Consider the following 24,500-nt stretch of genomic DNA (forward strand, 5'->3'; position numbering starts at 1 on the left):
CGGATAATTACACAGTATACCCTTTTGAAGCTCAGCCTCTTAGTAATAAGGTGTTTAAATATATGATTAGTTATCTAATTAGATTATTTTAAAATATTTAAATAAATCGAGAGCAATCTTTTTGTTAAATTAGAATTCTAAAATGTTTTAGTTAGGCTTGTTTGTCTTCTTACTCTTCTCCGCTTGTTCTCTTTTCCTCCTCAAGGGCTTTTGTTACAGCTTCAGTAGTTACAGCTCCCTCCTTCTGCTCTATAGGGGCTTGTGCGAGTAGTGACTCACGTATTTCTTCTGCTCTTTGTTGCTCAAGTAGCATTTGTAACCTTCCGGTTCTCTTATAGAGCCTTATAAGCCTTGTAACATAGCCAGCGATTTGGTTTCGCAGCTTCTTTGACCCTGTTTCAACGAGTCTGGCGACAACCTTCTTGTTATGCTCAAAGTCGTCAGTGAATAGGTCTGGGTACATAGCTACTAGTCGTCTCGCCGTTCTTTTAACTAGGCCTATTCGTACTTTGCCCAACTGGTTCCCCCGTGCTACACGACGCACTGTGGTCGGAGTTATTAATAGTGTAGGTATAGCCATTGTGAGAAAGCTTTATATAGAAGCGGCTGGGAAGGCAACCTACACACGGCTAAGAGAGGGTAGACAAGACGGGGGAGCACTCATGGCCACGCCTGCACGTGTTGCTACAGTCGAACCAACTGGCGTCCCGGTACTAATTCTCAAGGAGGGCACACAGAGGACCTACGGCAGGGAAGCTCTCCGTGCAAACATAATGATCGTGCGCGCCATAGCCGAAACACTAAGAACGACATATGGTCCAAAAGGCATGGACAAGATGCTAGTTGACAGCCTAGGCGACATAACGATAACCAACGACGGCGCCACGATTCTTGACAAGATGGATGTACAGCACCCGACAGCAAAACTAGTAGTACAGGTAGCCAAGGGCCAGGACGAAGAAGTAGGCGATGGTACAAAGACATCGGTTATATTCGCTGGCGAACTCCTCAGAGTCGCTGAGGAACTTCTCGACAAGAACGTCCATCCAACAGTAATAGTTAGCGGCTTCAAGAAGGCCTCCGAGGAAGCAGTAAAAAGACTATATGAGATCGCGGAGCCAATAGACATAAACGACGACGAGACTCTCAAGAAGATAGCAATGACGAGCCTCACAAGCAAAGCTGTCCACGGTGCACGCGAGTACCTTGCAGAAATAGCCGTCAAAGCAGTAAGGCAGGTGACAGAGAAGCGTGGCGACAGATGGTACATTGATCTAGACAGTATACAGATAATCAAGAAACACGGTGGCAGCCTAAGGGACACGCAGCTGATATACGGCATTGTTCTTGATAAGGAGGTTGTGCATCCTGGTATGCCTAAGAGGGTTGAGAATGCTTACATAGTGTTGCTAGACGCACCACTAGAAGTAGAAAAGCCAGAAATTGACGCCGAGATAAGAATCAGTGACCCAACATACCTCAAGAAGTTCCTCGAAGAAGAGGAGAAGATACTCAGCAACTATGTTGAGAAGATTTATGAGGTTGCTGTTGAGCGTATGAAGAGAGATGGCTTGGAGCCTGGTAAGGCAGGCATCGTCGTCATAACCCAGAAGGGTATCGATGAGGTAGCACAACACTTCCTAGCAAAGAAAGGAATAATGGCAGTAAGAAGAGTAAAGAGAAGCGACATCGAGAAGGTAGCAAAGGCTACAGGTGCAAAGATAGTAAGCAATATCGAGGACCTCTCGCCAGACGACTTAGGCTTCGCAAAGCTAGTAGAAGAGAGGAAAGTCGGAGAAGACAAGATGATATTCATAGAGGGATGCCCCAACCCCAAAGCAGTAACCATACTTATACGCGGTGGCCTCGAGAGGCTTGTTGATGAGGCTGAAAGGAGTCTAAACGATGCACTCCATGCAGTAGCCGATGCAATAAGGGATGGGAAGATAGTGGCAGGCGGCGGTGCAGTAGAGGTTGAGCTAGCAAAGTACCTCAGAGAAATAGCGCCAAAGATTGGTGGAAAAGAACAGCTAGCAGTGGAAGCATTTGCTAGGGCGCTTGAAGGCCTACCGATGGCACTAGCTGAGAACGCTGGTCTAGACCCAGTAGAGATAATAATGAAGCTAAGAGCTGCCCATGCTAAGCCTGAGGGCAAGTGGCACGGAATCAACGTGTTCAAGGGCGAAGTCGAGGACATGATGAAGCTGGGAGTAATAGAGCCAGTAAGCGTTAAGGCTAATGCGATCAAGGCAGGAACAGAAGCAGCAATCATGGTTCTAAGGATCGACGACATTATTGCAGCTGCTAGAAGAAAGGAGGAAGAAGAAAAAGAGAAGAAGGGCGGCGGCGAAGAGGAAAGCGAAGAGTAAACTTGACCCCTAGCTTTTTATAACCAAGTCTATTATTGAAATCACTATTAAACTACTCGTGGTTTTTGGCTATACCTTTCTCCGTAGCCGCGCTCTTAGCACAATAGGTTCTTAAACACTAAATACTGGGAATCTGAGATTCTGCTGAAGGAGGCTTTGGGAAGGTATCCAGTATTTAGATATGATTTACTGTTGAGAAGTGTGATCAAATTTGGCAATAGATAGTGTTACGAGCAGCACTAAGACGATTATACTTTTTGGTGTACCAGGTACAGGGAAAACAGTACTTGGATCGAGGATTGCTAGGCGGACTAGCCGGCGTTTTGTCACACTAAGCTGGATTGTGCTTTGGCATGGTTTATGGAGCCAATATGATAGGGATAGAAGGAGTTTTGTGATAGAGTATGAAGGCCTCGTTAATAAGCTTAAAGAATATCGGGGATATATTATAGAAACACATTGGCTAGAGCCCTTCCTTGATGCGGGGGTTGCTGATATAATCGTATTTACTCGTGTCCATCCACTTGTTCTTTATGAGAGACTTTCTAGACGTAATTGGCCTCAAAGAAAAATAGTAGAAAATGTTGAAGCCGAGCTGTTGGGATCTCTCATAGGTGAAGCCTTGGAGGCTATTCGAAAGGGAGCACTTGTTATCGAAATTGATACAAGTCGTATAACTCCGGAAGAAGCTGTAGAGAAAGTTATTGCCGCTATTAGAGTATCTGAAAGTAAGTGCTGCATTAATTGGCTAGATTCTCTAAGTCCACAAGAATTAGAGAAGATAATGAGAATAATAGAGCGTTATACCTAGGAGGCAAGCGGGGTGTCGCGTTTGGAACTCAGGGGCCTGGAGAAGATAGAGCTTAGTAGCTTCTCTAAGCATGTAAGAAGTATTGTATCGAGTATTGATAATGTGCTATCTAGGCGTGAAGAAATACGCGATACTCTGATAAAGAATGGACGTGATATAATACGATTATCGGGCTGGGCCATAAATGCTATTCATAGAGGATTACTGGAGGATGCAAAGAAGCACATAGACCAAATGGATGAAATAGTCAAGGAGTTTGTTAGCCTTGCATCAACTGATTCGTTTCTCAGAGAAAGCGGCTTCGTATACAATGTGTTATCAGAATATGTTGAAGCTAAAGCATTCTATAGCCTACTTGTAGAAGGCTATTTGCCCCGCCCCGAAGAGCTAGGTGTTTCCGAAGTTCCCTATCTACAAGGTCTCGGAGATACACTTGGTGAGCTTAGACGTCTCGCACTTGATCTTATGAGGATCGGCCATCTTAGTATAGCTGAAAAAATACTTGACATAATGGAGACGATGTACTATGAGCTGAGGGCTTTAGAATATCCTGATGCGTTAATGCCTGGCGTCAGGCACAAGGTTGATGTTGCTCGGCGATTAATCGATGATACAAAGTCTCTCCTATTGGCGATAAAGGCTAGGATGGGCGGTTCTACGTCTTGAAGAAAATGAACCCTCTTGAAGCATTTAGGTATGTGCTTTGTAAATACATGAAGGATCGTGGTGAACTAGTGCTTAGCATGGCGCATGCTAGTGGACAGAAGAAGCTTAAGATATATCTTTACGGCTTGTGGCGCCGCCATCGTGTATGGGAAACTGGATATGCTCGTTTCACCGATGTTCTAGCACAAATAGTTTCTGAAGAAAAGTTCCTAAAAGAACTGCGCGAAATCGGGATTGAAGACATTAGGTTAGACTCAAGGGATCCATTCATCGTTGTAGACCTTGAAAAGATTAGTAAAAGGCTCAGATGCGATGAATCCTAAGAAAAAGGGTTAGAAAATTGCGGCTAAGGCGTGCAACCCGATCTGAGGTATTAAGACTTCGAGCTATAGCAGACTATCAGTTCGGCTATCCCGCAGGTGATTTACTAATACCCGATGATGTAATTGTAGGTATTTCGCCAGCCACGCGGAGAATAAGAGAGATTTATGGCTCAGAGGGACTCCTGGCTGTTCTCCGGGCACATGATTATCTGTACTCATTATCCATTAATGGTGCTCGTCGCCTTCTCGCTTTACCTGAGCCAAGGCTTAGAGCAATTGTAAATAGTAATGAAATTAGTAAAAGCATTCCCTGCTATAAGATAATAAGTATTGATGAAGAGCTTCGACCCGGCGACGAAGTAATAATATTGTCGGAGGAAAAAGAATTGCTTGGCATTGGAAGGCTCCGTTTATCGCCTCTAGAAATAAGAGAGGGCTGCGGTAGCGAAGCCATACGTGTGCGCAAGAGGGTTAGAAAGGAGGAGTAACTAAGAACAATGAAGGGGTGTAGCTATATGGGCACGTATAATGTCTATAGATTTAAGACTATCAAGGTATACTTTTCTGACGAGTTTAAAAACAGCGAGTTCTTTATCACCGGATTCAAAGGATTTGGAGCAGTAGGGTATCTCGCAACGGTTCATTTGGCTAATCAGCCTTATTGTCAAAAAGCCGGCTTTGTAGCAACAAAATATATGCCGGAAGAAGCTTCGCCGGATGAGAAAGGAGTAGTAGGGCCATTTACGCTATATTATTGTGAAAACAATGGTAAGAAATTCGGTGTGCTTGTGAACCACGATATTCCTGTTGTTCAAGAAAGAAGCAGGTTTGCAGAAGCTATAGTGAATTTCGTTTCGTGGCTAAAGATTAGTGAAGCAGTGCTCATCGGAGGCTTCGATGCACGGCTTCGTGAAAAGGATGAAAAGCTACGCTGGGTTGCGACATCGGCTTACGGTAGACAGTTAAGCGAGCCCCGGATGAGCAAGGGGCTTTATGTTGTTGGTCCTCTCGCCCTTCTCCTACTATATGCGGAGATCTATAACTATCCAGCACTAGCCATACTGCCGTACACTGAGGCTATGAGGCCTGATCCACGTGCAGCAGCGGTAGCTATTGAGAAAATTAATGAATTATATGGAGTAAATATTAGCACAGCCGAACTGCTTGAAGAGGCAAAGAAGATTGAGGAAACAATAGCGATGCTTGAGAAACAGCAACAAATGCTATCATCGCCTGCGCCAGAAAGATCGTATATGTAGTCAGGACTTCTTGTTACAATCTTTTTCAAAGATTTCTACTGGTAAGCCTTTTTCGCTTAGACGGTCAATAATCGCCCGTGAGACGGCATTATTCGGCTGCATCCCTTTACAGACGACAATGACGATCTTATTATACGTGGCTTTATTCCTTGTAATGTAGTCTTCAACGATTTTTGCCGTTTTGCTAATCACTTCTTCATATGGGTAGATGTTCGCCTCAAATTGTGAGAGCGGATACGTTTCTGCAAGTTCTTCTGGTATAATGCCAATATATTGTATATATCCAACTATATGTGCATTGTGCTCGTTAAACATTTTTCTTATCTCTCTATAAATTGTTGAATTCGTAAACGGTTTTGCATCTGGATCTATAGGGAGCAGGACTAAGGTGCCCCTTTTCCTAGGCCTATAACGTGTTAGAATTGAATTATAATGATATTTTATCCTAGGGTTAAAGAGACTTTCGGGCCCGTATAAGAAGATTCCTTTAGCTTTATTGCTCTTAATACGAGGAGACACTTTTTCTAAGAATTCCACGTAGTGTCGGAAATTAGCAAAGGCTTTTGCGAGTGAGGGGTGTGCCCGGCTTTTTTCTTCTAAGAGTTCCCATAGCCTTCCTTCCCTTATAGCTGTTTTAACTTCGTTTATCGCTTGGCGCAGGACATACAAGTTATGTAATGCTAGTAGTCGTGTTCTTTCGGCTTTCGGCATTTCTAGTAATTCCTTGGGCGTATGTTTTGTACAAACTGGGCAGCTGCATGGAAACTCTTCGAGTTCTTCAAGTCTATATGTGCGTCGAAGCGTCATATATCTATTGTCTCTTGCGTATAGGATATAAGATGCCGAATCAAACATATCTGCTCCAAGAGCAACAGCGAATGGAATCACCATGGGGTGTCCTGCGCCAAATAAGTGTAGCGGCTTAGTAAGGGGCAAGTTAGTGCGTGCCGTAAACAGCATGTCAAGGAGAGTAGGGTAGTCATATCTCTCTAGTAGAACTGTTGGACTCCCTAAGGCGTATAACTGATAGTATGGGAGTCTTGCGGATTCTTTTGCGCTTTTCTCTACGAGGTCTCTAAAGGGACCCCCTTGTACCGGTAGAACCCAAACGCGTTTGTCTGCATCTATTTGGTGGACGGCCTCTTGGGCTCGTCTAAGAGTTTCTTGGACACTGTACTCGGCTTGCTTTCGGTCCCGAGCATTCCCAGTAGGTATGTCTAGAATTACGGCAATATCGCTTCCGATTGCTTTTTCGAATTCAATTACTTCTTTCGGTTTTATTTCTATGTCTCCATATTCAAGTATTTGATATGCACCTGAATCAGTCATTATAATACCGTTAAATCCTAGTACGCCGTGTACTCCTCTTTCGAGGGCTTCTTTTCGAAGCCGTTTCCATAACAAGTATGCATTTGTAATTACTGCTCTGAACCCAGCTTTCTCGATTTCCTCGATAGGTACCTCTTGTCTTACGACGTCTATGACAGGAAGTAGTGCTGGTGTCTCAAGCACTCCATGTGGCGTATAGAGTTTTCCTATCCTGCCGCCAAGGTCTTTATCCTTTATCTCGAAGAAACCTATTTGTTTCAACGGAGCGGTTCTCCCCTCTTTTTGGCCTCAAGATATTCTTTGAGTACGTAATTAACCTTTGCCGCGAGGGGGCCAGCCCCTTCAACGCCTTCCGCGGTTACACGTATACTATTATATATCATTACTACGCCTGCATCCGGGTACACCCTTATAGCATCAGGTCTGAGTCCAAGCTTCTTGGCAACATAGTCCGCAAATTCTCTGGGATCAAATATCGTTGTCTCGTAGGCTCTTATTTCGGCTATTACTCTTCCCATTATAAATAGCCTCGGTATTGTCTGGTCATCAACCTTTACATCACTAAGCACGAGGTTCATTTCTGGATGCTCGAAGCCGAGAAGGCGGCCAACGTACTTTCTGCCATCTATGAGCACAACTTCAACCCTCTTACCGATAAGGTTTGATAGTTCTGTTAGAAAGCGCCTCGATGACGGAGGAGCAATCATTGAAGCCATTACTACTACACCGGCTTTATCCAGAGACACTTAGCTAAATATATAGGTAGGGCTAATCGTGCCCTTACCGGCTAACATATTTGGGTCTCTGTAACTCCTCAAACCGCAACTGGGTGTACGAGATGCCGGAGCAAGAAGAAATAGTTAAGTTTACGGGAATAGTTGAGGATATTGAAAAAGAGCTTATTCCAAGGCTATTTATAGCTAGGATAAAGAGTGATGATAATGAGTACATCGTAGAGATGGACATGCATAAGGACCTAATATTGTTTAACAAGGGCTCGCGGGTTGAAGTCGTCCTTTCCCGGTCTACACCGAGCTATAGGGATGGCGTTGACTTCGTTGGAGTAGGCACAGTTGTCTCTAAGAGAAAGGAAGATGATAACTCTATAGCGTTTCTCGTATCGATCGGCGGGCTTCTCTTCAAGATAAAGTCTAGAAAAGAACTTGATCTAGAGCCAACTGAAAGGATATACGTAAAGATTGCTCCTCTATCATGAATGTTGGCTAGTATTTCTTAAGCCCTATTTTGCGGAGACACGTTCGGAGAACACACTGCCCCAAGCCTTAACAGCCAAAACCTACAATAAGTAGGGGGGCCTCGGCTTTAGCTAGGCCTAGCCCAGCATCTGGCCTCATTATCCCATTACTATTTCTACTCTTCTCGATACTCGCGATGTCCATTTCATTAGGAAGGTTGACTTTTTTAATGAATATATTGAGTATATTTAAAAGCAGCAAAACAAGCCTTATACTAATTCTCTTCATGGTTATTATACTAGCGATTACTGTGTTAATAACTCTAAGGCTTAGAAGCAATATAGGCACGCGGTGCATAAACGTAGTTGCATCAAGGATATCCCCCTATAGCAGATTACTTAGCGACACAGCATATCTTTCAAAAATTGTCGCAAGCATATCGGCAGAATATGGTGAAGTCCTAGTAAGTGGGCCTTCAGAGAACGGCTTTACTATATGCATTAGAAAAGGAAATGACAAACTATTAGAAGAAGTTATCAAACTAATTAACAGAAATACATCTGTACTATTTGCATACAAAGCAAAAGAAAATCCTAAAGCAAAGTCTAAGCATGCTTAAGGAACAGACGTTGAACATTTTTGACCAAAAACCTTAAACCCGCCTAACTGTATAGTGACCAGTATTACATGGCGGTCCACGGATCCCGCCGTAGCTCAGCGGCAGAGCGCCCGGCTGTAGGTGGGGCTCCAGGCCCCCCGCGCGCCCAACACCCCCAGTAAGGGGGTGGGATGAGGGCGCGCCGGCCAATAGGAAAGGGGGCCTGGGGGAGCAGATACCGGGTGGTCCGGGGTTCGAATCCCCGCGGCGGGACCACCCAACCCGGCTCCCCGCATCCCGGCCTTACTTCTTTCACACAAACTGATTAGCTCTCCTAAGCTCTATCCAGAACTCTCTATAACAGTATATAATACGGTCAAAGAGAAGCAAGAAAGTGGTACTTATTGCTTGCTTCTTTAGCTGCCTAGTATAATAGTTTTGTATAAGTTTTATATTTCATACTCTTTTTCGTTTTCTGCAATGATAACGTCTTCCGCTGCTTCTTCTAATTCAACTGTCTTTGCAAAACCCTCAGCTACGTCAGCCTCGCTGTGAACTATTATGAGTTTTGAAGGGCTTAATTTCTTAACCACGTCGAGAAGAACATCTCTGTCTGCATGACTGCTGAAATCAAGCCACTCGACCCTTGCTTTTACTGGTTCCTCGGTATCCGGCATCAAGCCTTCCTCTAATATTCGCCTGCCGGGTGATCCAGGTGCCTGGAAACTCACCATGACGACAGCATTTCTCGGGTTTCTTCCAATACGTTTAAGGTAATAAAGACTTGGTCCGCCTTTAAGCATGCCTGCAGATGCAATTATTATCGACGGGTGCTTCCATGCACGGTTTCGGTCTCTCCATCCTCTTACAATGTTAAAGTTTTCATAGGCTTTCCTTAAGAGATCCGGATTATTTATATAATCGCTATTCTCTAGAAATATCTCAGTAATTTGTCTTATCATTCCATCAACATAGACTGGCACGGGTGGATCATATTTAGCTAGTATCATCATTATTTCTTGTCCACGCGCAATGCTAAAAGCCGGTATAAGAACCGTTCCTTTCTTGTCAATAGTTTCTTCTATTATTGAGATAAGCCTTTTCTCTGCTTTTTCGCGTGGAGGATGCCTTGTTGTTCCATATGTTGCTTCCATTATGAGTACGTCAACTTTTCCTATCAAGTCTATATGAGCTGGCTTCATCAGCTTTGTCTCAATATTGTTTAGATCTCCCGTGAACGCGATTCTCTCTCCATTAGCATTTAGCACTGTTATCATACTACCCGGTATATGTCCAGCAGAATAGAACTCTGCCTCCATATCATTGCCTAAGGCTATTTTCTGCCCGTATCTCACAGTCTCGGTGTTCTCTAAGAGAGCTTTTACTTCTCGATGTTCATATGGAGAATAGTAGCCATTAAGTTTCAGAAAGTCTTCAAGCATTAGTTTAGCCATTTGTTTGGTCGGCCTCGTAGCATACACCTTAGGAGATCCTGAAATGAAGTAAAGTGGTGCAGTGCCTATATGGTCTAGGTGAGCGTGGCTGAGAATTATAGCGTCAACATATTTTGGCGGATATGTTGCAGCGAAAACCGGCCTGTCTTCGTCGTCGAAGTTTACGCCAGCATCAAGCAAAACACCTTTCGGGGAGTTACTTCTCCTTACGAGAACTGATAGTCTTCCTACTTCTTTACCTCCACCGAGTATTTTAACTGAGTACTTCATTTCATAACATCACCCCTTATACTCTTACAATGATATCTCTGGCCTCTGCTAAATGGTGGTGTAGACCCTTGTGGTTGAAAGGATGCAAACTAACTATTATAAACTCTAATGAAGCATCGTTTCCTAGGGGGCAGGAAGAGAATGTTTCGCTTTGACCCTAAAGAGCTTCGCAAGCAGCTCAAACGCCTAGGGCTAAGGGACGTAAAAATTGAAGCGGTTAATGCAGAGGAAGTCGTCATACATACTGCCGAGGGAAAGGAGCTGGTAATTATATCGCCACAAGTTCTCTTGATGCGAATGAAGGGGGGTGCCGTCATGCTCCAGGTAATGGGTCAGGGTATTGAAGAGCGTGAAATAGCTATTAGTGAGCCGGCAGGAGAACAAATAAGCGAGGAAGATGCAAGATTTGTTGCAGAACAGACAGGAGTCAGTATCGAAGAAGCTAAACAAGCACTTCAAGAAGCTGGAGGCGATATAGCAGCAGCAATAATGCTTATTGAGGAGAGAAAGCGAGCGCTCGAAGATTCTTCGTAAGCTCTTCAACATCTCTTGCCGTACTAAGTATAACGGGCAAGTTTTCTGACTCGGCTATCCAAGCGGCGAGATAGTCAAGCCTACGCGTTCCATGAAGAACTATAACAGCAGGCTTAATTGTAGACACGCGTAAAGCTATCATCGGGCTCCTACCACTCGTAACCTTAGTAAACACTACTACCCGTTGAGACGTAGAGCCGAGAAGATAGAAGAACTCGTTACCAGCAAGGCTAAGAATAGCCTTAATACTATCGACTATGGTATAGCCGTAAACTCTTTGTTCTTCGATAAAAGAGTTTACCGGAATGCCGCGAACAGCTTTAATGACATCGTCTATCCTAACACCATGCTCGAACTCAGCCATATCGATAACTGCGCTTAGGTAGTGTATCTGAAAATTCTTAGCAAGCCTAAGCACAGTAACCCAGCCATGCTCAGCATCAATCTCTATGAGTGCTTCAACAAACCTCCTAACAAAGGAAGATCCTGGAACACGGCGCCCTTTCTCATAGTCGCTTATAACGCTTGGGCTAACCCCCATGTGATGAGCAACTTCAAGCTGACTTGCACCAAACAGTTCACGCCACTTCCTCATCACGCTGCCAGGCTTGTTGCTCAGCACTATCTCCCCAGCAATATGGCGGGCAATATAGTCAACGACTGCCCGAGGAGGCCACACAAGGCTAGACAAAACGCTAACCACCCGAGAAAGACTTAAACCACCCCAACAAACTATAATACTCTCTTTCATGGATGCCGGGGTCGCCTAGCCTGGTAGGGCGCCGGCCTGCTAAGCCGGTGGGGGTTACCCCGCGCGGGTTCAAATCCCGCCCCCGGCGCCACCCAAACAGCAAGCCCCACCGGCCATTGACCAACTTCTATATCGAAATCCACCGTCTTCCATGGTTTAATTCAATATGCGTATATAGTGCCCTTGTTATGTAATGCAAAATGTAATCTAATATGAAATTAATCTTGTCTGAGATAAATTATATAAAAGGGGTTAATCTCTTACTATGATATTAGGAAAATAATAAGATAGATGAGAACTAATACCCCAGAGTACTGGGGGGTAAAAGTGAAGGCGCTGGATGAGCGTAAAGTGAGGGCGGCTAGTGTGAACTATATAATTAAAGGTGTAGGTAAGATGAATACAGAGTGGAGGGATATAAATAGAGTACTAATGACTATTAACGCCATAGTGCTTGGCTATCAAGTAGTTATAGGTAAGACTCTAGGCAAAAGCTTCGGCGGCATGACGCAAATGCTCCTCCGAGAAGTTGGTAATCTCCTTTCGGATATTGTTGATCAGCTAGTAGGCGATATAGAGTATAGCGAAGAAAAGTTAGTTGAAGCAATAGAGAGAAGTCTTGTCGCGACCGGAATAGCAAAAGACGTTAAAGTAGAGGAGCTGCCTTCTGAAGTGAAGCACAGCTATGTGTTACGTCGTTTCTCAATAAAGATTACAGATAGCATATTTAAGCCAATATATAAGGTACTTTCAAAGTATGGCTACAAAGAGTTTCCTCTAAGCCCTGAGGGAATGCTTGTTGCAGCAGTTGTACTCAAAGTATTAAAGCAGAGCAATAAAAGTGCAAAGCTTAACATGAAAGCGAGGTTACCCACAAGTGAAGACGAGGCACTAGAGATAATTGTTGAACAGATAATTCCTTCAAGAACTTGAAGATAAGGTTGTAATTAAATTACCCTCTTATATCATAGTTTTCTTCTAAAAAGTTACTATACTAAAGTTATGATACTTAAACTGAACAACTAGTCATACCAGAGTACATTTTTCTACTGCATTAGCTCAGCTACTCTATACTTGGTGCATGCTGTGGTATATGAGAATAGACTGGAAAAGCTCATTACTATAGCTGAGGAGGAAAATGTTTCATCTATTCTGGTTTCTCAGCCGCCGAACGTGTTCTACTTTACAGGTTATCGTGGAGCAGGTATGCTGCTGTATAGCAGAAACACTGGCTTCGTACTGCTTACTCCGCCGCTTGAATATCTAAACGCTATGCATAGTTTAGAGGAGACGGGTCTTCTAGATAAGATAGAGGTAATTGCATATCAGCCTTACGGCTTACCCGAGGACCTATTGCTTGCTCCAAGCCAGAAAGTGCTGCAAAAGAGCCTTGTTGACGCAATTGTACATCTTATAGGCGAAGGCTCTAAAACGGGAACAGATCTTAACAGCCTAGCTCTATTTCAAGACCTTTCCAAGAAACTTCAACTAACATCCGTCACAGATAGAATAGTGAGACTTAGAATGGTTAAAGAACAGTGGGAGCTTGAACGAATAGAAACAGCTATATCGATTGCAGAAGAGGCTCTACGAGCAGCTATTGAAAACCTCGACTATGGTGTATCTGAGCAAGAAATAGCAGGAATAATAGAGTATACTTTTCGAGCACTCGGCGCAGACGATCATTCATTCCCACCAATAGTTGCCTTTGGCGAGAACACCGTTTATCCCCATGCAATGCCTTCACGTCGTCGCCGCCTAGAGCCGGGCATGCCGGTATTGATAGACCTTGGCGCAATATACAAGGGATATTGTAGTGATATGACGAGAACACTTGTGTTAGATGAGGGCCCAGAAGGTTTTCGAGAAGCAGCTGAGGCTGTTCTAGAGTCTGTTGAAGAAGCTATTGATACCGTAGCTCCAGGTATTAAGGCAGGCGAAGTAGATGCGAGGGCGAGAGAAGTATTGAGAAAACATGGCCTTGCATACTACTTTAACCATAGCTTAGGACACGGTGTCGGAATAGAAATACATGAGCCTCCACGCATTAGCTTCGGCAGCGATGTGGTGCTAGAACCTGGCATGGTAATTACTATAGAGCCGGGCGTCTACATACCAGGAAAATACGGCGTACGAATTGAGGAAATGATTCTGGTAACAAAGAAGGGAGCTAAGAAGCTAACTCAATATCCTTCCCGCCTCTGGCTCTGACATTTTATAATATTCTAAAACTACTCCTAAATCTCGTAGATGATATGACGAGACTAGCATTAATTATTTAGTAATATTATTGCCAAAAGTGTAGCTTGGAGAACGCCATCCATAGGTTTGTGACAGAATGTTAGCCTGCTCCTAGATGTAATGAGGTGCCTACAATGGTTTACGGTGTTGCTGAGCTTCCACTACACGGTGGACATGTACCACCATGGCTAGCCGCCTATATGAGGAGGCTTGCTAAGGCAATTCTCGAGGCTATGGTAGAGCTTCATGGTGTTTCAAAAACGGTGAGATTCTTCGCCGACCCTATATGGTTTCAAGCATTCAATAATTCCATAGGTATGGACTGGGATAGTAGTGGCTCTACAACTGTAACCATTGGTATCGTTAAGCAGGTGCTTGCTGAGTCCAACTTAGGAATTAAGATTGCTGGAGGCAAGGGGAAGAAGGCACGCGAGACGCCTATGGAGTTAAAGACTATTGGTGACGAGCTAGGCTTGTCATCCAATACTGTTGAATACCTGGTAAGTGTTTCAAGGCTAAGCGCTAAGACGGATACAGTACTGCTTCAAGACGGATACCAGCTTTATCACCATTCCGTGCTTGTTGCTGAGACAGGTGATTGGGTAGTAATACAGCAAGGAATGAACACCGAGGTAAAGCTTGCTAGGCGCTATCATTGGATGGGGCCACTTCCCCCTATACCGAGCTTGGAGCCTCATAGCGGTATAGCTGCCGCTAGAAGAGAACAAGCGGTTATTGATTTGACAAGTAAGAGAAGCCTGGAGGCAAGAGGCGTCATAGTTGACTTGTGTAAAGAGAATCCGAGGAAAATTATACGCGAGATATTGGAAGCCCATCGCCTAGCTAAAGGTATAGCCCCGCTAACTATGTGGATTAGCGGCGAGATGAGGGATAGAATCAACATTGTAAGACGCGTGTACAAACCGCAACAAAAACCACCTAGGAGCATAGAAAAAGTGCTCCAAAGAATCTACGAAATACAGCCCAAGAACGTTGAAGAACTCATACTCATAGAGGGGGTAGGTCCCTCGACCTTGCGAAGCCTTGCACTCGTAGCAGAGCTAATATACGGTGTCCCAGTTAGTCATGAGGATCCAGCCCGCCAACCAATAGACCCATTTAGATATGCATATATCGTTGGCGGAAAAGACGGTGTGCCGTTCCCATTCAGAACCGATTATGCCCGCAAAGTCCTAGAATTTCTTGAAAATGTTGTTAAAGAGGCAAAGTTAGATGAAAAGCATAGGAGAAGAGTCATAGAGAGGATAAAAGCACTTGCAAACCTTTTGCCAAAATATTAGGCCTTCTTCTCAAGAAGTATAGCATTAATTACTCCATCCTGGCCGGGCCTCGATGTAACGACAGCTTTTCCAAGCTCAGTTTCTATAATAGTTCCCTTAGTTATGATACCGGATCTAACGTACTGTGGATTAGCAGGTGTTTCTAGAACGCGCAGTATCTTAACTTTCTTAGCCGTATTTGTTGAAGGATCGACAACATTAGCATATGCTGCTTTTTTCAGCCTAACCTTGGTGTTTCCTCCCCTAACCCGGATAATCTTTCTAGCCTCAGCTACGTCGAGCCTCGTAAATGTCGGGAAACGCCCCATCCAGTACTTTCTCTTAACCTTCTGGTGACGCCTCTTTTTACCACCGGTCGGCTTCTTTAGGTCATTTCCTTGATAAATGCCCATATTCCTTTACCCCCGAAGCCAACCACAGAAGGGTTCAGCTTATTAAGTTCTCTCTGCTGAGCTTGTCTCTTACCTCTTCTACTGTTGGGAGTTCAGGATATAATTGAGGGTTGAGTCTCGGCACAAGAGCCATAATTAGTGCATTTCGCGTTAAATCTGTACGAGTGATTAGTCCGTGTGTGAGGTACCCGATTAGGCCAAGTTTTTTGCCAATGTTTTTCCTCTTTGTAGCCTCTGATGCTATGGTGCCGAGTTCAACGCCTTTCTTAATCATCCCGAGCCATCGGCGCGGTAGTGGGAATACCTGGCTGAGCCCGATAGACACCTTGTCCTCGCTATCAACGATAATTGCTGCTTGTAGCTCTAGGGGCTCCACCGCGGTAATTATTGCACCTGCTTCAATGCCAACACCGTAATCTGCACCCGTTTTCTCACGTGCGCCTAGAGCTCTATTGAGAGCTCCTTCTATTATCTCTTTGAGCCCTATTGGCTGAGGGGGTACCCCGCTTGGCACACTAGTACTGATAACCTCTGCCTCGCAGAGCATCTTGAAAACAGTCTTAACAGCGTTGACTTTGACGGGGTTAAGCGAGCCTACAGCGACTCTGCACCACTTGCTTTCCATGATGACGCGACCCTAGAGGTCTACATAATGTCTAGACTTCTTTTTTCTTTTCAAGTAAAGCGTAGAAGAAGCCGCTAGTATCATGTCTATGAGGCCAGGACCTCATAGTTCCGGGTAGAAGCGGTGAAGCCTCATAAGGGTCCTCTAAGGGTACTAGTTCGAATCCTTTAACGTTTGCTAAGAACCATTCTATGTTTCTTTCTCCTTCCTCGGGCAAAATACTGCACACAGTGTACAATAGTCTACCGCCTGGCTTAAGGAGCTTAGCTGCCTCTAGAAGCATTGCCCTCTGTTTAGCAACGTGGTCTTTAATTGTTTTCTCGCTCAGCCTCCAGCGCGCCTCCGGGTACTTGGCCAGCGAGCCCGTACTAGTACATGGAGGATCGAGTAGTACTCGGTCAGCTCTTCCTCGTAGAAGCAGCGATGCCTTCCTAGCATCTCCTGCAACAATATGAATAGAGCTATGCGTGCCGGTACGTAATGCGAGTTCGCGGAGCCTTAGTAAGCGGTCATGACGTATATCCATTGCCACTACTAGAGCCAAGTTGTGGGCAAGCTCGGCTAAGTGTGTAGTCTTTCCGCCCGGCGCGGCACAGAGATCGTATATTGTCTCCCCCGGCCTGGCTCCAAGTAAGTACCCTGCAGCTGCACTGGCCTCGTCTTGGGGCACGACTTTTCCTTCCCTAAGTCCTCTGAACTTCTGGTAGTCAAGACTGCCTCGATACCTTATGTGGTTGGGAACTCTCTCACTAGGCCAAGCCTCTACTCCGAGGCTTTGAAGCTCGCTGAGAACCTCTTCGAGCCGTGCCTTCAAGGTATTGACACGGAATCCTAGCAACGGGTTTCGCGTATTAATGCTCTTAGCAAACTCCTCTATTTCGTTCCATGACAAAAGGCGGCGTAGAGCATCAATGAGTATCCATGGCATGGAGTACTTGTATTCGAGTTCTTCCCTCCGATTCCTAGGCCTCCACGGATTTGAGCGTAAGCCCTTATACAGCTTAATCACATTGTCTGCCTCTTCTACACCGAAGCGCTTAGACAAAAACCTTGATATAAAATAGAGAAGCCTCTCATTGAAATCCTCGTCACCGGCCTCATCAAACTGAGCCAGAACAACAGACAGCCTCAGAGCTTGACGTATAGCAGAAGGCTTACGAGACGGATTAATTCCAATCCTTTCAGCTATAGTCCTATCGAGTATGCCCTGAAGCCTATAGAGTCGATACATGAGAGCAGTAAATACCCTATCGTATTTTGAGCCGAGAAGCCCATACTTTTTGAAAACCCTTCTCTTGACTTCTTGAAACGGCTTATAATGCTCCGAGAGCTCCAAGGCCTCTATAAGGGCCTTTGCATGTACCCGTTCTACTCGCAGCACCATGCCTAGCTGCCCACCATGCTCTCCTCCAATGCCTTAACGATCATGTACACAGAGTCATTATAGGGTACGAGGAGTCTTTTTTCCAGAGCCTCTCGAAGCAAAACACCATTAATATAATCTATCTCAGTCCTTATGCGGGCCTCTATGTCTTGAAGCATCCGAGGAACACAGCCACGTAGAGAGAGAAGCGTCTCAAGGGCACCCGTTCTAAGCGATATATTGTTTTCCCTTGCTACAAGCTCAGCTTCTCGCCACAATTGCTCAACAATTCCACGTGCATACTTGTTTTGCTTTATTCTTGAGACCGGTATGCCAATTATGGTTGAAACTGGTTGTACTGCAAGATTTGCGGCAAAATAATTCCATACAGCGTCTTCGAGCCTCTTGTTCTCCGAGACAGTGAGCCCCAAGGATTTAAGCCCATTAACTATATACTCGCATATTTCTCCACTACCTGAAACCTCTACTTGACCCAAGCCAACCCATTCAGCAATTGATGGCCCAATTCGTCTAACGCAAGTATAGAGCGCGAGAAACTCTGGATCTAATCCACTACTTTTAGCCACTCGTAGAACGTAGATGCTTGGTTGAAGAAATATGTGCTCAGTGTTCCTTCCTAAAATACGCGTCACAAAAGTTGCCACTTTTTCAAGGTCGTTAAGCCTAGATGCATATATGACACCGTCGTAGCCCTTTCTCATAAAGCTTATGTGAGCCGCTGATACTTTTGCTGAGGCCTCTCCACGCCCAGTAACCCTTATGACGCCGTCATCTCTAAGTATTTCGACAACATCTTGATCACGCATACAGTACAATGTAGTTACAAGGCCTTGGCTTGCAAGGGCAACAGACACGAGCAGCCCTACAGCTCCACAACCGATTACAGCTACTCTTGGCATAATCCTTCCCCTGGGTATTACGGCCCCACTCCCTTTTAACCCGAGGAGCGCGCTCATACTCTAAGATATTCAAGTAGCAAGATTAAGGGGGCCCGCCCCCGCCTAAAAGAGGGCTTCTGGGATGCTAAAGCGGCTAGGCACGGTACTCCACCAAGCACGTAACGGGTACATAGTGGTTAAACTCGATCTTGAGGACAGCAAATTACCGCCGCTAAACGTTCCAGTATTCGACGAAGAAATGAATAAAGTAGGTACCTTGCTCGATATAATAGGGCCGATCAAGGACCCCTATGCAGTCGTAAAGCCTGCAACGAAGGAAACACGTATCGAAAAAGGCAGCAAGCTTTACTATCGGCCACCAAAGCCGCGCAAGAAGCCTCAAAGGCGAGCATCTAGGAGAAAGATAGGGCAAAAGGGGGCCAGGCCAATACAAAGAGCTAGGAAGGAGGCGCCTAGGAGGAAGGCTTCATTAAAGCAGCCTCGTAAGAGGGGGCGGGCCCGTCGCGGAGAAAAGAAAGGCCGGGGCGCGAGGAAATGAGTTCAAATACCCTTGTATGCCCTAATTGTGGTGCACCTTTACGTCTTTATGCACATAGACTTCCTGATGGAAGGCTTGTTTGCAGCAAGTGCGGATACGTTATTGAAGAATCGCCTATAGATCTGGGGCCAGAGTGGAGGAGCTTTAACGAAGAAGACCGTGCAAGACGAAGCAGGGTAGGAGCACCCTTAACAGCAAGGATACACGACCAAGGATTAACAACATACATATATGCAAAGCGTACCGAGCTGAGAGCTAGAAAGCTCGTTGCGTTGCAAGCTAACTTGCGTAGCCACGGCCAGAAAAAACTAATAAGCATATTGCAAGAAGCAAACCGTGCAGCAAGTAAGCTCCGCCTACCAAGCCGCGTCTCTGAGACTATGGCTAGAATACTGAGACAGCTCTACAATACGGGCATTTTGCGCAAAAACAATATCTCTGAATACATTGCTGCTGCAGCTGTTATTGCTGCGAGAATAGAGAAGCATCCACTAACCATGAGAGATACTGCAGAAGTGCTTGGAGTAAACGAACAAGATGTTTGGAGGGCGTATAGACGTATAGTAACGAAGCTCCGAGTACGACCAGCAGCGCCTCCACGTCCACAGATGTTTGTGTCGAGGATAGCATCAAAACTCAATGTCAGCGGCGAAGTCGAAACCCTTGCAATGAGGTTTGCAACCCTATTAGTAAGCACAGGCCTCGCTCAGGGAAAGCCACCAGAGGCGCTTGCAGCAGCATCAGTATACCTTGCCTCAATACTCCTTGATCAGAAGAGAAACCAGCTAGCAGTAGCACGTACAATTAACGTAACTGACGCAACAATTCGTAACCGGTACAGAGACATAGTTGATAACTTCTACATTGAAGTACGCTTATAGCTTTTTCACGCTAACGTCATAAACCTAAATTCGAGGAGTATTGTACCCACAGCTCTGCGATGTTTTGAATTTAGTACTGTTTTAAAACCAGATAGAGTTATAGGGTGGCAGCAAGAATACTATAATAGAACGGATTAGCTTCCCCGTATACTAGCGTCCACTCCAAGCGCGAGATATACGGGAGCTAGAATAAAATGTCCGTAGAAAGGCGGTGATGGAGAACCTTGTCAGCTATAATAGATTCGCCGGTCGGAGGGTCGCGTAGAACAAATCTTGAAGAAATCGAAGCTAAGGCTCTCGAACTAATAAAGGAACGTGGAGACGAAGGCATATACCAGCATGAGCTCTGGAAGCTGCTGGGCCTAGATAGTCGTGAAGGTTCACGATTAGCACTTCGCTTGCTTAAAAAAGGGCTAATAGTACGTGAACCAACAGTTCATAACGGCAGACGTACATACAAGCTATTCTTAGCAAAACAGGTCAAGAAGCGGCCAAAGATAAGCGTGAAGATAGGTAGTGCTTTGGAGGTACCGTGTTTCACTTGCAAAAACATAGATAAGTGCCACAATGGCGGATTCTATGATCCATCTACATGCCCTATTCTAGCCGCATGGCTTAACTCGAAAATAAACAGGTTCCGCATGCTTCTTTCAGAGTAATAAACAAAGGCCTATCCCTCATAAAAGCTTGCATAGATCTTAGGATATAGTGTAAATTATTATTGTATAAAATTATTATTCTCGCGTCTGTCTCTGCACAGCTATCTCTAGAACCGTGTCTACAACCTCATTATGTGGAGCATTTGTCTTAAAGCCACGAGGATCGAAATGTGTACGTGCAGCTTGGAAGCCTTTTCTACGCAGTGCTTCAACAACCTCTACTGGCTTCGGCATGCTGTAATGCAACATACTGCATATCTTGTCAAGCCTATAGTATGGCTTCTCTATGCTGCACTCATCCAGGAGCATTGTAAGAAGCTTTTCTACCCTTCTCTTCTCAGCAAGCTTGGCGCCTTCAGATTCGCGAAGCATTAGTTCCACGATTTCACGTTCACATAGAGGCCCCTTGTAGAGAGGCCCAACAATTATAGCAGGTGCGCCGCAATTAGGACATCGTTTACTAATCTCATCGACGTAGCCCGTATAGTTGCAAATCGGGCAATATACGCCATAGCTAAGCCTTTCCAGGGATTCATCGGCTCTTCTTGCACCCTTTTGGAGCTCGGCGAAAACCCTCACATAGTAGTCCGTATAATAAGCTAGCAGTATACGTGCACCATACTCGTGAGCAGCAGCCCTTCTAATTATATAGCCAGCAAGTATTCTAACAGCTTGCTCCTTTTCCCAGGCAGTCCTACCGGGAACAACGTCATACTTTCTGCGCAAAGCCCTAGGATGAGTGCCCGACAAAGGAGCGGTATCTGTCGCGGTTGCTGCTATAACTCCGCGCGTGCCTAAGGACTCTATAGCAATGTCTAGAAAGGGCAGAGGCGAGCCAAAGGGATCAATATCTACTAAGACTGGTCTAGTGCCCCGCCTCGCGAGTTTCGCCATAAACTCGTTAGCATCGCTCAAGAAGAACCATACTCGTTCGCTGGCATCGTTCATCATAGCGTTTAACGATGCTAACCTCACAGCCGCAGGGCTCAGATCAGCAGCATACACAGTAGCATCAGCCTCAACAGCATAGCGTAATGCGCGAACACCGCTGCCAGCAAGCGGCTCAAAAACTACTACATTCTCTAGCCCCCTTAGCTGCCTATAGGCGCGAAGGAATAGAATCGAGAGGTCACGGTTCAACGCCATTCTTGGATTATAGAAGACCGGAGCCCAGGCAGGCTCATAGACACCGTCTGGCCTCCGATAGGCATCACGCCTAGGAACAATGACATGGACACTACCCTCCTCTATAACTTCTACTGGGTAACCAAGCCTCTCCTCAATAACCTTTAATGTTTCCCTGCCGAGCATTTGTTGACACCTTGCCTAGTCCTAATCCTGCTAAAAAGCTGTGAGCAGCTTTCTCTGGTTCTTGTACTGCGCATTCGTAGCACTTGCCGGAGAAATCTTATCTCCACATGGGAACCCTGTGCCCGTGGGGCAAAAGAGTATTGCTCGAAAAATACTACGCAGTCGCATTTCTCTCCGGCCTACTCTTTGGCATCAGCGATGGCCTTGTAAGGGCGGCTTCAAGGACGCTTAGTCCACATGTAAATCTCCTCATAAGTCTTCTTGTTGGAACGCCTTTACTCTGGTTAGCTGTGCTAATTCGCGGAGTAGAGTCACTGGCGAGTAGCGCTATTCTAGCCTACGTTATTGCGGGATTACTTAACTTTGTTCTGGGACGGCTGCTCTTTTACATGGCTGTAGCAGCCCTCGGTGCCGCTACAGCGACAATTGTAACTAGCCCCGTTACGGCAATCTCTGCTCTTCTTGCATGGCCCTTCCTAGGCGAAGCTCTGTCAACCCTTCAGCTTATAGGGCTAGTGCTCTTCATGGCCGCAATCTACCTAGCATCTTCAAAGCCAAGCGGGAATCCTTTCCAGGGACTACATCATACAAAAGGTGTGCTGGCAGGGATTTCTGCGAGCCTCGTCTTTGCCTCATCAACTCTACTAGTAAGGTATGCAGCCTATAACGGCGGTGACCCGTTTGAAGGTACAGCTATCTCATACACAGTAGCAATACCCTTTGCAGCAATACTTGTCCATAGACGCCGTGAGTATGGAAAACTTGCAGGGCTTGGAAAAGAACATGCATACATGATAATGGCAGCAGTATGTGTAGCTCTTGCTCAATTATCACGTTATTATTCATTAACAGGGCTTAGTGTCGCAAAAGTAGTGGTACTAATAGGGCTATTTCCCCTACATACAGTATTGTTTGTCCATGTTTTAGGGAAAAGGGTTGAAGAAAAACCAACCATTAGGCATCTCTTGGCAGCGATCTTAGCTACAATAGCGATAACGCTAGTGAATCGTGGATAGCTTTACAATTTAACCGCAAAAAACTTAACAGCGTTAACTAATAGCTATGTTCTCCCACGGAGGCCGCCGTAGCTCAGCCTGGTTGGAGCGCCGCCCTGGTAAGGCGGAGGTCCCGGGTTCAAATCCCGGCGGCGGCTCCAAACACGCTACTGCGGGCCTTCAATTCGTCCTCGGCTTCTGTAACTCCTTAGGGCGAAGGCACTATTCTATACTCTTATTCGTAATTTCTGATAATGATCTTGTAATCGCTGGTTATAGTTATTGTTGATCCCGTTTTAACATTACAGAATTTCTCCGGGTAACGTGTTGCAACATAGTGCTTTGCCCTAGAGCCGCTGCAATGCGCGGGACAAATGTAGTCGGCCAAGTCAGCTAACTTATCGAGTCTCCAGGTCTCTGGCTCATGGAAACCGCCAATGACCATTAAGATTGGTAAACCAGTCAAGCTGTATAGCTTTTCTGCAAGAGTATCGACTCCGGGATGACTGCAGCCAACAATAACTACTAATCTGTCGCCGAGACTTATGCCGAGAGCTTGCTCATAGAAGCTGGTCCATGCTTCGAGAGGCCCTGATGAATAGAAACCTGGAGCTATCTCTCCTGGTTCCCTGACTATCTTCAATGCTAGAGGTAATCCATGGGCCCAAGATGTTTCACCGGGCGGTGCATAGACCGGCAACCCAGGCTTTGCTTTCGCGACAGCAGAGAAACCGCCATAATGGTCTCCGTGATGATGACTAAGGAACCCGAAATCCAGGAACGAGAAATCAACACCAAGTCTTTTTGCATTGTAACTAATTACCTCAGGGCTCGTGTCGGCATCAAAGAGAACTCGTCTCCCATTTGCCTCTATGTATAGGCTCCATCCCCACTCATTAAGAAGCCCAGGAGCACCAACGTTGTCATTTAGAATAATTGCCCTCATGAGAAGCATTTAAGGCCTCACCAAGTAAAAGGTAGGGTAATAGTCTCGTATTATTTTACGTACCTTAAGCGAAAATATAAGGTAGAATCATGTTGGTCTTTGGCTATCAATTAAGAAGTACTGAAAAAGGGCGAAGCGTACTCGTTGTCACCCTAGCTTATCCTCGATCTCCTTGTCAAGAACTACTAAGCTTCCACACTTATCCTTAAGCTGCTTAACGAAATCTATTCCCTTATCAATGTCTTCAAACACTAGCGTGTATAGGTATCTAGGCGTCCTAGCCTTAACCTTCAATACCTTAATCCTCTTGCGCCCCTCCTCTGTCTCGACTCGCCGATAGCCTAGCTTGACTCTGCACTCCCTAGCACGTTCAACTACCTTTAGAAATTCGTCCTCGCTCTTTAGCTCAACGGGCATAGCGTTATCCCCGATGCCTCAGCGTGTACTGGGTGCCTCTAAAAGCGTACTGTCTCCCATGCTTCGATAAAGAAAAATAACCCGAGATAAAAGTACAGAGTACTTCGATACGGTTGGGAGGAGCTTAGGCGGGCCCGTCGTCTAGCTTGGTAGGATGCGGGGTACCCGGCTCCCGCACATGGGGCCGAGCCCGACTCGGGACCCCGTGGTCCCGGGTTCAAATCCCGGCGGGCCCACCACTACTTCTCCCGCATCTTTTGTTCACTAATCAACAGCTCAGCTTTAGAATCAAGGAAATAATCATTATATTTGAAAGGTATGATTATATCGCAAAGATAGTAGTTTTGTAGT

The 24,500-nt window shown here is 45.5% G+C and carries 28 protein-coding genes and 4 tRNA genes; 20 read left to right on the plus strand and 12 right to left on the minus strand.

The window, feature by feature from the left end; all coding sequences use genetic code 11:
* Positions 1 to 169: 169 nt before the first annotated feature.
* Positions 170 to 517 (minus strand): 30S ribosomal protein S17e, encoded by a 348-nt coding sequence (locus SBG41_RS09815; protein ID WP_317895360.1) that lies wholly within the window; start codon positions 515 to 517, stop codon positions 170 to 172.
* Between the two features lie 145 nt (positions 518 to 662).
* Here SBG41_RS09815 and thsB point away from each other — a divergent pair, with 145 nt between their 5' ends.
* From thsB to SBG41_RS09845, 6 genes are all read left to right on the plus strand, one after another.
* Positions 663 to 2,369, plus strand: a complete 1,707-nt coding sequence (gene thsB / locus SBG41_RS09820) for a thermosome subunit beta (RefSeq protein ID WP_317896523.1) — start codon at positions 663 to 665, stop codon at positions 2,367 to 2,369.
* Between the two features lie 211 nt (positions 2,370 to 2,580).
* Positions 2,581 to 3,180, plus strand: coding sequence for an adenylate kinase family protein (locus tag SBG41_RS09825; RefSeq protein ID WP_317895361.1), 600 nt, complete (start codon positions 2,581 to 2,583; stop codon positions 3,178 to 3,180).
* 21 nt (positions 3,181 to 3,201) lie between these two features.
* Complete coding sequence (locus SBG41_RS09830; protein ID WP_317895362.1) at positions 3,202 to 3,846, plus strand: haloacid dehalogenase; 645 nt, start codon at positions 3,202 to 3,204, stop codon at positions 3,844 to 3,846.
* Positions 3,843 to 4,169: a hypothetical protein gene (locus SBG41_RS09835; RefSeq protein WP_317895363.1), complete on the plus strand. Its 327-nt coding sequence runs from the start codon at positions 3,843 to 3,845 to the stop codon at positions 4,167 to 4,169. Before SBG41_RS09830 ends, SBG41_RS09835 begins: the two co-directional genes overlap by 4 nt.
* Before the next feature lie 17 nt (positions 4,170 to 4,186).
* Positions 4,187 to 4,657 carry a PUA domain-containing protein gene (locus tag SBG41_RS09840; RefSeq protein ID WP_317895364.1) on the plus strand — a complete coding sequence of 157 codons (471 nt, stop codon included), beginning with the start codon at positions 4,187 to 4,189 and terminating at the stop codon, positions 4,655 to 4,657.
* 27 nt (positions 4,658 to 4,684) lie between these two features.
* Positions 4,685 to 5,428, plus strand: coding sequence for a proteasome assembly chaperone family protein (locus tag SBG41_RS09845; protein ID WP_317895365.1), 744 nt, complete (start codon positions 4,685 to 4,687; stop codon positions 5,426 to 5,428).
* On the opposite strand, the gene tgtA is transcribed toward SBG41_RS09845, so the two are convergent.
* On the minus strand, positions 5,429 to 7,018 hold the full coding sequence (tgtA, locus tag SBG41_RS09850) for a tRNA guanosine(15) transglycosylase TgtA (RefSeq protein WP_317895366.1): 1,590 nt from the start codon (positions 7,016 to 7,018) through the stop codon (positions 5,429 to 5,431).
* Positions 7,015 to 7,473, minus strand: a complete 459-nt coding sequence (locus tag SBG41_RS09855) for an Lsm family RNA-binding protein (RefSeq protein ID WP_317895367.1) — start codon at positions 7,471 to 7,473, stop codon at positions 7,015 to 7,017. The genes tgtA and SBG41_RS09855 overlap by 4 nt, the downstream gene beginning before the upstream one ends.
* Before the next feature lie 122 nt (positions 7,474 to 7,595).
* Here SBG41_RS09855 and SBG41_RS09860 point away from each other — a divergent pair, with 122 nt between their 5' ends.
* The 3 genes from SBG41_RS09860 (at position 7,596) to SBG41_RS09870 (ending at position 8,827) form a co-directional block, all read left to right on the plus strand.
* Positions 7,596 to 7,973: a DNA-directed RNA polymerase subunit G gene (locus SBG41_RS09860; protein ID WP_317895368.1), complete on the plus strand. Its 378-nt coding sequence runs from the start codon at positions 7,596 to 7,598 to the stop codon at positions 7,971 to 7,973.
* A 209-nt stretch (positions 7,974 to 8,182) separates the two neighbouring features.
* Complete coding sequence (locus SBG41_RS09865) at positions 8,183 to 8,572, plus strand: hypothetical protein (RefSeq protein ID WP_317895369.1); 390 nt, start codon at positions 8,183 to 8,185, stop codon at positions 8,570 to 8,572.
* A gap of 84 nt (positions 8,573 to 8,656) precedes the next feature.
* Positions 8,657 to 8,827, plus strand: a tRNA-Tyr gene (locus SBG41_RS09870).
* 173 nt (positions 8,828 to 9,000) lie between these two features.
* On the opposite strand, the gene SBG41_RS09875 is transcribed toward SBG41_RS09870, so the two are convergent.
* Positions 9,001 to 10,275 (minus strand): MBL fold metallo-hydrolase, encoded by a 1,275-nt coding sequence (locus SBG41_RS09875; RefSeq protein WP_317895370.1) that lies wholly within the window; start codon positions 10,273 to 10,275, stop codon positions 9,001 to 9,003.
* Between the two features lie 141 nt (positions 10,276 to 10,416).
* Between SBG41_RS09875 and SBG41_RS09880 the strand changes: the two genes are divergently transcribed.
* Entirely contained in the window at positions 10,417 to 10,809 is a 393-nt protein-coding gene (locus tag SBG41_RS09880; RefSeq protein ID WP_317895371.1) for a nascent polypeptide-associated complex protein, read from the plus strand.
* On the opposite strand, the gene SBG41_RS09885 is transcribed toward SBG41_RS09880, so the two are convergent.
* The gene (locus SBG41_RS09885) at positions 10,769 to 11,500 is read right to left on the minus strand and encodes a helix-turn-helix domain-containing protein (RefSeq protein WP_317895372.1); all 732 of its coding nucleotides are present in this window, start codon (positions 11,498 to 11,500) and stop codon (positions 10,769 to 10,771) included. The genes SBG41_RS09880 and SBG41_RS09885 overlap by 41 nt on opposite strands.
* Before the next feature lie 64 nt (positions 11,501 to 11,564).
* Here SBG41_RS09885 and SBG41_RS09890 point away from each other — a divergent pair.
* The 4 genes from SBG41_RS09890 (at position 11,565) to SBG41_RS09905 (ending at position 15,102) form a co-directional block, all read left to right on the plus strand.
* Positions 11,565 to 11,651 (plus strand) — tRNA-Ser (locus SBG41_RS09890).
* Positions 11,652 to 11,956: 305 nt separating this feature from the next.
* On the plus strand, positions 11,957 to 12,493 hold the full coding sequence (locus tag SBG41_RS09895) for a hypothetical protein (protein WP_317895373.1): 537 nt from the start codon (positions 11,957 to 11,959) through the stop codon (positions 12,491 to 12,493).
* Between the two features lie 153 nt (positions 12,494 to 12,646).
* Positions 12,647 to 13,771: a M24 family metallopeptidase gene (locus SBG41_RS09900; protein WP_317895374.1), complete on the plus strand. Its 1,125-nt coding sequence runs from the start codon at positions 12,647 to 12,649 to the stop codon at positions 13,769 to 13,771.
* A gap of 164 nt (positions 13,772 to 13,935) precedes the next feature.
* The gene (locus SBG41_RS09905; protein WP_317895375.1) at positions 13,936 to 15,102 is read left to right on the plus strand and encodes a DUF763 domain-containing protein; all 1,167 of its coding nucleotides are present in this window, start codon (positions 13,936 to 13,938) and stop codon (positions 15,100 to 15,102) included.
* Here the strand turns inward: SBG41_RS09905 and SBG41_RS09910 are convergent.
* Genes SBG41_RS09910 through SBG41_RS09925 form a run of 4 tightly spaced genes read right to left on the minus strand, consistent with a single transcriptional unit; the run spans position 15,099 to position 18,402 of the window.
* Positions 15,099 to 15,494, minus strand: a complete 396-nt coding sequence (locus SBG41_RS09910; RefSeq protein WP_317895376.1) for a 30S ribosomal protein S8e — start codon at positions 15,492 to 15,494, stop codon at positions 15,099 to 15,101. The two genes, SBG41_RS09905 and SBG41_RS09910, sit on opposite strands and share 4 nt — an antisense overlap.
* A 34-nt stretch (positions 15,495 to 15,528) precedes the next feature.
* A complete protein-coding gene (gene yjjX / locus SBG41_RS09915; RefSeq protein ID WP_317895377.1) occupies positions 15,529 to 16,119 on the minus strand; it encodes an inosine/xanthosine triphosphatase in 591 nt (196 codons plus the stop codon).
* A 31-nt stretch (positions 16,120 to 16,150) separates the two neighbouring features.
* Entirely contained in the window at positions 16,151 to 17,503 is a 1,353-nt protein-coding gene (locus SBG41_RS09920; RefSeq protein WP_317895378.1) for an RsmB/NOP family class I SAM-dependent RNA methyltransferase, read from the minus strand.
* A 2-nt stretch (positions 17,504 to 17,505) separates the two neighbouring features.
* On the minus strand, positions 17,506 to 18,402 hold the full coding sequence (locus tag SBG41_RS09925; protein ID WP_317895379.1) for a ketopantoate reductase family protein: 897 nt from the start codon (positions 18,400 to 18,402) through the stop codon (positions 17,506 to 17,508).
* 121 nt (positions 18,403 to 18,523) lie between these two features.
* Here SBG41_RS09925 and SBG41_RS09930 point away from each other — a divergent pair, with 121 nt between their 5' ends.
* From SBG41_RS09930 to SBG41_RS09940, 3 genes are all read left to right on the plus strand, one after another.
* Positions 18,524 to 18,940 carry an H/ACA ribonucleoprotein complex subunit GAR1 gene (locus SBG41_RS09930; protein WP_317895380.1) on the plus strand — a complete coding sequence of 139 codons (417 nt, stop codon included), beginning with the start codon at positions 18,524 to 18,526 and terminating at the stop codon, positions 18,938 to 18,940.
* Positions 18,937 to 19,821 carry a transcription initiation factor IIB gene (locus SBG41_RS09935; protein ID WP_317895381.1) on the plus strand — a complete coding sequence of 295 codons (885 nt, stop codon included), beginning with the start codon at positions 18,937 to 18,939 and terminating at the stop codon, positions 19,819 to 19,821. Before SBG41_RS09930 ends, SBG41_RS09935 begins: the two co-directional genes overlap by 4 nt.
* A gap of 224 nt (positions 19,822 to 20,045) precedes the next feature.
* Positions 20,046 to 20,480 (plus strand): helix-turn-helix transcriptional regulator, encoded by a 435-nt coding sequence (locus tag SBG41_RS09940; protein ID WP_317895382.1) that lies wholly within the window; start codon positions 20,046 to 20,048, stop codon positions 20,478 to 20,480.
* 75 nt (positions 20,481 to 20,555) lie between these two features.
* On the opposite strand, the gene SBG41_RS09945 is transcribed toward SBG41_RS09940, so the two are convergent.
* A complete protein-coding gene (locus tag SBG41_RS09945) occupies positions 20,556 to 21,791 on the minus strand; it encodes a tRNA (guanine(10)-N(2))-dimethyltransferase (protein ID WP_317895383.1) in 1,236 nt (411 codons plus the stop codon).
* Positions 21,792 to 21,931: 140 nt separating this feature from the next.
* On the opposite strand from SBG41_RS09945, the gene SBG41_RS09950 reads away from it, so the two are divergent.
* Positions 21,932 to 22,807 carry a DMT family transporter gene (locus SBG41_RS09950; protein WP_317895384.1) on the plus strand — a complete coding sequence of 292 codons (876 nt, stop codon included), beginning with the start codon at positions 21,932 to 21,934 and terminating at the stop codon, positions 22,805 to 22,807.
* Positions 22,808 to 22,869: 62 nt separating this feature from the next.
* Positions 22,870 to 22,947 (plus strand) — tRNA-Thr (locus SBG41_RS09955).
* Between the two features lie 74 nt (positions 22,948 to 23,021).
* Here the strand turns inward: SBG41_RS09955 and SBG41_RS09960 are convergent.
* Together SBG41_RS09960 and SBG41_RS09965 are read right to left on the minus strand one after the other, a co-directional pair.
* Positions 23,022 to 23,741, minus strand: a complete 720-nt coding sequence (locus SBG41_RS09960) for an MBL fold metallo-hydrolase (protein ID WP_317895385.1) — start codon at positions 23,739 to 23,741, stop codon at positions 23,022 to 23,024.
* 138 nt (positions 23,742 to 23,879) lie between these two features.
* On the minus strand, positions 23,880 to 24,149 hold the full coding sequence (locus SBG41_RS09965; RefSeq protein WP_317895386.1) for a 50S ribosomal protein L38e: 270 nt from the start codon (positions 24,147 to 24,149) through the stop codon (positions 23,880 to 23,882).
* A gap of 130 nt (positions 24,150 to 24,279) precedes the next feature.
* Between SBG41_RS09965 and SBG41_RS09970 the strand changes: the two genes are divergently transcribed.
* Positions 24,280 to 24,388, plus strand: a tRNA-Pro gene (locus tag SBG41_RS09970).
* Positions 24,389 to 24,500 lie beyond the last annotated feature (112 nt).

The organism is Pyrofollis japonicus, from assembly GCF_033097485.1.
Taxonomy (GTDB): Archaea; Thermoproteota; Thermoprotei_A; order Sulfolobales; family Pyrodictiaceae; genus Pyrofollis; species Pyrofollis japonicus.